Consider the following 6184-nt stretch of genomic DNA (forward strand, 5'->3'; position numbering starts at 1 on the left):
AAGGAGGATGTTTCATGCAGCGTCAAAGCACATTCGTTCTGGCCCAGATGGCCTCCGACGGATTGCCTGAAAGGAATCTGGAGAAAGCCCAAAAGGCGGCCGCAAAGGCGGCTGGGCTCTATCACCCCGACGTGATCGTATTTCCTGAGCTGTATATGAGCTTTTTCCCTGTGGGAACCAGCCGTGAAATCGCCCTGAGCACCGCCCAGCCTCTGGACGGCCCCTTTGTCACCGGAATGCGTAAGCTGGCAAAGGAGTATGGCGTCTGGGTGATTTTTGGCATGAACGAAGCCGTGGAGGACCCCGCTGACCCCCGCAGCTACAATACCACCGTTGTGGTCAACGCCGAGGGCGAGCTTGTCTCCCACTACCGCAAAACCCATCTCTACGACGCCTTTGGTTACCGGGAATCCGACACCAACAAGCCCGGCGGCCGGCTCTTTGAGCCCATTGATACCCCCTTTGGCAGGCTCGGACTGTTCGTCTGCTATGAGGTGCGCTTTCCTGAGGTGGCCCGCTATCAGCGCTCCAAAGGCGCGGACATTATCGTTATGCCCACCGCTTGGGCGGCAGGCAAGCTGAAAAGCCTGCATTTCCGCACCCTGGTTACCGCCCGTGCCATTGAGAATACCGTTTATATGCTGGCGTGCAATCAGTGCGGTGCGGGCAGTACAGGGGAGAGTGTGGCGGTGGACCCTATGGGCGTTCCAGCGGCCAGCGCCGGCGAGGCGGAGGACCTTGTGCCGGTCTATGTGGATCTGGACCGTGTCGAGGCCGTCCGCGCCAGGCTGCCCGCCTACAAGGACCGCAGGCCGGAGCTCTACACCATTTAACGCCCCAGGCGGCAAAGCACCACACCATATTGCATGCGTTTTGTAAAAACAAGGGAGCCAAAACCAATTAGGCTTTGGCTCCCTTGTTTCAGCTTTCGAGATACAATCCTCACCACAAAGGAAGCCCAGCGCAGCGGGTTCGATTGGGAAAGGAGGAGCAAAAAACGGAACACAATTTTCAGGCGACCTCAGAAAGAGGCCGCCTGAAAATGGAGTGGAGCGGATTTCGCTCCGACGTAGAATAAGTGGTTAAAATCGATTTTTGCACTCAGGGATATCCATCGCTCTTTTCCATAAATCACTGCCATTTTTGTCATTGAATGTGCTTTTGAATGTCTTCAATAGGGGTAGTTGCTTCTCCAACTCCGTTGGCAGATTGTTGGTGATCCGATGCTCACTGACACCAATCGGTTTGCTTATCTCTGCGCCGCAAGGTTTTCCAGATATGACAAGTCCCACTTTTCGATAAAATTGTTTGAAAAGCAGGACTCATTCAACTTTTTAAGACTCCATCTTTTCCCAGAAAACCCCATTTCAGAAACCCATTGATTTACAAGAGATGCATATAAAAACCAGCCTTGATTCTTGATAAAGCAGTTCTATAATCAAGGCTGGTTCATCCATAAGCTTGATTTCTAGATTTCTCCAGCCAGCTCTAGTTCGCTCAGAATTGCTTCACATTGATTGATTCGTTTTATTACATTATCCACGTTGCGAGACACATTACCCTTGGCAATTTGTTCTACACGAATCTGATAGCAGAGTTTATAATAGTCTTGGGCATACTTTACCCGCTTGCCTCTCTTCCATCCAGGAAGGTTTTGTTTATCAGACATCTCAAGATAGATTTCGCCCAACCGAAAATAAGTCGTTGACAAATCAAGACTAGCGGCTGCCTGCTCTTTCTCTCGAATTCTGCGGGCACGATTATAATATCGAATTGCCAAATATGCGTTGCCAATTAACCGGTAATAATCTCCTGTGTTATTGTAAGAGCTGGCCAGATGTAACTCATTTCCTGATTCCAGGAAAAATTTGTTTGCTTGAAAATGACATCCTTCCGCTTGCCTTAAAATGTTGTTTAAAACTTGTTTGTCAACGCCTTTTTTAACCCCATTTTCATACATTCCATGCAGACAAAGCGCTAAACTTTCATTTGTTTCCGCACGAGTACGGCCTTTGACATTAGGAAGTAATAGGGCTTTTTGATAAAAAGTATAGGCCCGTTTGTCACTATAGTTTTGCCTTGAATAATAGATATAACCTTTTTGGTTGTAGGCCAAGGCCAATTGATCAGTTGCAATGCTCAATTTTTCTAGTGTTGAAATTGCTGGTGTAATATAACGCAATCCTTGTGTGTAGTTTCCGGTTACGGAGTATGCAGTGGCAATATTATACTGCAAACTGGCAATCTCCAACGTGTAATTATACCGAAACCGTTTGACAACCTGTTCAGCATAAGGGATCCATTCCATGATCTTTAAAATTGGGATTTTATTTTGATACTCTGTTTTCTTTATTATAGCGTTAATCAGCGCTCCGCTATCCTCATACTTTAACGGACAAAGTCGACGTACAAGAGCGATTAACTCTTTAAAGCTTTCATGATCCAAAGCCTGCTGCTCCAGTTTGATAAAATCTGTGACAGGCTTTGACTGTGTTTTGACCGTATTCGTATATTCTGTATCCAGCGAATGAAGAAGGTCAGCATCGGACTCTATATCTGCCTGATTTAAGACAGCGTCAGCTATGATACCTGCGTAGCATTCAACATTGTACAAAAAGTTTTAATTAAGTTTTCTATCATGATGTTCTCCTTATACCGCAGATTATGAATGACAATTTGTGCTTATCTAGCATATATTCAGTAGAGATGAGCAAAACGCAGCTTTGGTAAAATCAAGATACATGATATATGGATTTCTTATGCCAGAGGATACTATATATTGTGTCTCTTGATACGCAGATTGGAGTTTTGCTCATGGCTAATATATTCAGATAAAGGGAGGCGGTAAAAGTTAAATATTCAGCGGCGTTGGACCGGATTGGGATTTTATTTTTGCGCATGTCTCCCCAAACACCTTATCACATTTTCTTGAGGGGCCAACGTCCTTTGCTGTTGCTTCTGCAGTTATGTACGTTACCCTGGCAGGCTGTTTTAATCAGCTTCGGCCGAATGACTGGAACCGTGCGGAGTTTTCTTCACGTTCTGTTGCTCATCTGCGTTACCATCAAACGGCACAGGAAACGCCCGTGCGTTGGACAGGAAAAGATTGAAAAAATTCCTGCGGCTTACTGCTATCAACCAGGGGCATACAACGTCACTGGTTGACGTAGCCCTTTCTTCCGCAGATGGGACAGGGGGGTCGGCTGCACTTTGAATCCAGCACTTTTTCTGCGCTTGCCAGGAAATATGTTAACTGACAAACTAATTGTACCTGTGATACTTCCATCACTATTGACTTCATAGCTGCTATTTGATGTATCTGGCAACGATGCAAGCCACCCTTCTTGACCGTTGGAGTCCCATGAAATACTAAAGTCCGATGCATTCATTAAAATAGTCGGGTTATATGCGGCATTACGCTCTACCTGCATTTCTTTAAGTGTTAACAAAACACCAATCAAAGATAAAAATGTAAGTATAACCATGACTATTTGAATTTTGTCGGAGATTGAAATCGGGATTTTTTTACTTACAAGCGCTCCGCCGTTGCGGGGTATCTGTTTGCCGTGTTTTTACTTGGCATAAAATGCTATCTCCCATTCAGATAATTATCATGTAGCCATAACAGAAAAACTTTCTTCTCTTCTTGTGTCACATGCAGCCGGATAGCCTTATCTTCAGAAGGCTGAACACTATTGTTCTGCTTCACTTCTCCACCTTAATCTATTCTAAGTCGCTTTTATTGACCGCATAGAATAACTCTCTGCTTACAATCGCTGGGTGGTGTTCATGAATCAGAAATTTATCAAACTCACCTTTATTCTTAATCTGTCTGCCAGAAAACAAATCTTTCACGAAAGTTTTCTGCAACAGGACATCCCCCACATATTTTTCATTTCTCAGCAGCTTGCTGATGGTCTCCCGGCTCCAGTGGGGTTTTCCGGTAGGTGAAACAATTTTGTTCTCATACAACCAATTTGAAATTGTTCCAAGGCTGTATCCGGCGGCTCTCATCTCGAACATTCTCCGAACGATTTCAGCGTCAGGCTCATCAATGACCAACCTTCCATCATCCCCACGCTTGTAACCGAAACACACGAACTTAGCGTAACCAGAGGTTCCTCTCTCAAAACCTCTCTTGATCCCCCATTTGATATTCCGGCTCATGTCCTCGCTTTCAGCTTGGGCCAAGGCACAGTAAGCGGTCAGCAGGATTTGTATTCGCTGTTCGTTCAGCCACATATCCTCCTGCTCAAAATAGACTTCTACGCCTAAACCGCGCAAATCCCGCAGTGAACGCAGCATGTACAGCGTATTGCGTCCGAACCGGCTGATAGATTTTGTCAGGATCAGGTCAATTTTCTTTCTTCGGCACTTTTCTATCATCCGGCGGAACTCAGGCCGCTCTTTCAAATTCAGACCCGTGGCTCTTTCCAAAAATATTCTAGCATTTTCCCAATGGGGGTTTCCTGAGATCAGCTGTGAATAGTGCCGCTCCTGCAATTCGATACTGCTGGTCTGCTCCTCCAACTCTGTGCTGACCCGGCAATAGGCCGCTACACGAAGATGACGCAGTTCTGTCGGACGATGATCTTGCGTGGGAGGAATCTCGGTCACCTTTCGCATTCGCACAGCCTCCCGCAGTTCTGCAGTTTTCTTTATTATATCAAAACGAGAGCTTCATGGCAACCTGATTCTGGGGTTCTTTGGAACGACATAGCTTCTCCTGCTGTACTGCCATGAACATCTCATCAGAAATAATGGCCTCATGGGAGCCGGTATAGAGATACCGTTCCATGAGGCCATTGTTTTCAATTTGAACCGCGCCAGTGCTGATTGTCTTCTGGAGCAATACCCGTCCGGTATATTTCTCATTGGAAAGCAGTTTGTCGATAGCTTCCCGGTTCCATTTGGGCTTTCCAGTGGGAGAGGGAATACCTTGCTGCTCCAGCCCAGTAGCAATCTTCCCAAGGCTGTCACCAGCAAGATACCGTTCAAATATCCAGCGTACTACTTTATACTAATCACCAATAAAAGCATTTAAAATCCAAATTCTCCCTGTAATGTGAGAGATGAGCTCAGGCAGGAGGGAGCAAATGGTAAGGCAGAGACGATCCACAACCTTATCCAAAGAAGGAAAGACTTCGTTTTTAAAGCCTCGTTTCCTAATTTCTTTCCAAATCTGTTCAATGGGATTCATTTCCGGCGTATAGGGAGGAATGTAAAAAAGGACAATATTTTCTGGGATGTCCATCATTTTCGATTTGTGCCAGGCAGCACCATCACAGCAAAGCAGAACGATATCGTCAGGGAATTGGTTGGACAATTCCCTCAAAAACAGATTCATACACACCGTATTACAGTAGGGCATGATCAGGAAGCAGGATTCATTATATTTTCCTCCTACAAATAGAAATGCCGCAGTGAAACCACTGCGGCGCAACGGGTTTGCGGTGTTCTAATATAAAAAGTGACAGACTACCCCCTTGGTGTAGCCTGTCAACTTATCATGGTGACCCAGCGGGGACTCGAACCCCGGACCCACGGCTTAAAAGGCAGTTGCTCTACCGGCTGAGCTACTGGGTCACATAAGAGAATGGGGCGTATTGGGCCGCCTACGGCGGCTGGCAGGGATGGCTGGACTCGAACCAGCGGATGAGGGAGTCAAAGTCCCTTGCCTTACCACTTGGCTACACCCCTGTGTATGGGGAAAGACTTGAGGCCGGAGCAGAAGCTCCGGCCCTGCCGCCTCAATGTGGGGTGGGTAAAGGGACTCGAACCCTCGACACCCGGAACCACAATCCGGTGCTCTAACCAACTGAGCTACACCCACCATATTACTGATGCCCCGGCCACACCTTAACTGGCTGGTACGCCTGAAGGGACTCGAACCCCCGGCCCGCTGCTTAGAAGGCAGCTGCTCTATCCACCTGAGCTACAGGCGCATTTGGAGCGGGTGATGGGAATCGAACCCACGCGACCAGCTTGGAAGGCTGGGATTCTACCATTGAACTACACCCGCATGGACGGTGCGCCCCTTACATCAGCCTATGAATATTATCATATTTTCAAGCGCCTGTCAATGGCTTTGTGCAAATTTTTGTATGTTGGCAGGCGTTAATATTAGGTTACACAAGGTCAAACGACCGAGTGTAACCTAATTTTTTTATACATACGACCGTCA

4 protein-coding genes, 5 tRNA genes and 1 pseudogene are annotated in these 6184 nt (G+C 46.7%); 1 reads left to right on the forward strand and 9 read right to left on the reverse strand.

The window, feature by feature from the left end:
* The first annotated feature begins 14 nt into the window (after positions 1-14).
* Positions 15-833, forward strand: a complete 819-nt coding sequence (locus NFS22_RS15020) for a carbon-nitrogen hydrolase family protein (RefSeq protein ID WP_251318531.1) — start codon at positions 15-17, stop codon at positions 831-833.
* A 635-nt stretch (positions 834-1468) separates the two neighbouring features.
* Here NFS22_RS15020 and NFS22_RS15025 read toward each other — a convergent pair.
* The 9 genes and pseudogenes from NFS22_RS15025 to NFS22_RS15065 form a co-directional block, all read right to left on the reverse strand.
* Entirely contained in the window at positions 1469-2446 is a 978-nt protein-coding gene (locus NFS22_RS15025) for a tetratricopeptide repeat protein (protein WP_251318532.1), read from the reverse strand.
* Positions 2447-3723: 1277 nt separating this feature from the next.
* Positions 3724-4626, reverse strand: a complete 903-nt coding sequence (locus tag NFS22_RS15030; RefSeq protein ID WP_251318533.1) for a recombinase family protein — start codon at positions 4624-4626, stop codon at positions 3724-3726.
* 40 nt (positions 4627-4666) lie between these two features.
* Positions 4667-5005, reverse strand: a pseudogene (locus NFS22_RS15035) (recombinase family protein); the annotation flags it as partial.
* Positions 5006-5020: 15 nt separating this feature from the next.
* Complete coding sequence (locus NFS22_RS15040) at positions 5021-5443, reverse strand: transposase (protein WP_420908873.1); 423 nt, start codon at positions 5441-5443, stop codon at positions 5021-5023.
* A 67-nt stretch (positions 5444-5510) separates the two neighbouring features.
* Positions 5511-5586 (reverse strand) — tRNA-Lys (locus NFS22_RS15045).
* Between the two features lie 39 nt (positions 5587-5625).
* A tRNA-Gln gene (locus tag NFS22_RS15050) sits at positions 5626-5700 on the reverse strand.
* Between the two features lie 56 nt (positions 5701-5756).
* A tRNA-His gene (locus NFS22_RS15055) sits at positions 5757-5833 on the reverse strand.
* A 35-nt stretch (positions 5834-5868) separates the two neighbouring features.
* A tRNA-Arg gene (locus tag NFS22_RS15060) sits at positions 5869-5945 on the reverse strand.
* Positions 5946-5948: 3 nt separating this feature from the next.
* Positions 5949-6022 (reverse strand) — tRNA-Gly (locus NFS22_RS15065).
* Positions 6023-6184: the final 162 nt, after the last annotated feature.

The organism is Flintibacter muris (assembly GCF_943192995.1).
Lineage (GTDB): Bacteria > Bacillota > Clostridia > Oscillospirales > Oscillospiraceae > Lawsonibacter > Lawsonibacter muris.

Coding starts and splice junctions, on each gene's coding strand:
- NFS22_RS15020 (WP_251318531.1), top strand. CDS start 15: ATGCAGCGTCAAAGCACATTCGTTCTGGCCCAGATGGCCTCCGACGGA.
- NFS22_RS15030 (WP_251318533.1), bottom strand. CDS start 4,626: ATGCGAAAGGTGACCGAGATTCCTCCCACGCAAGATCATCGTCCGACA.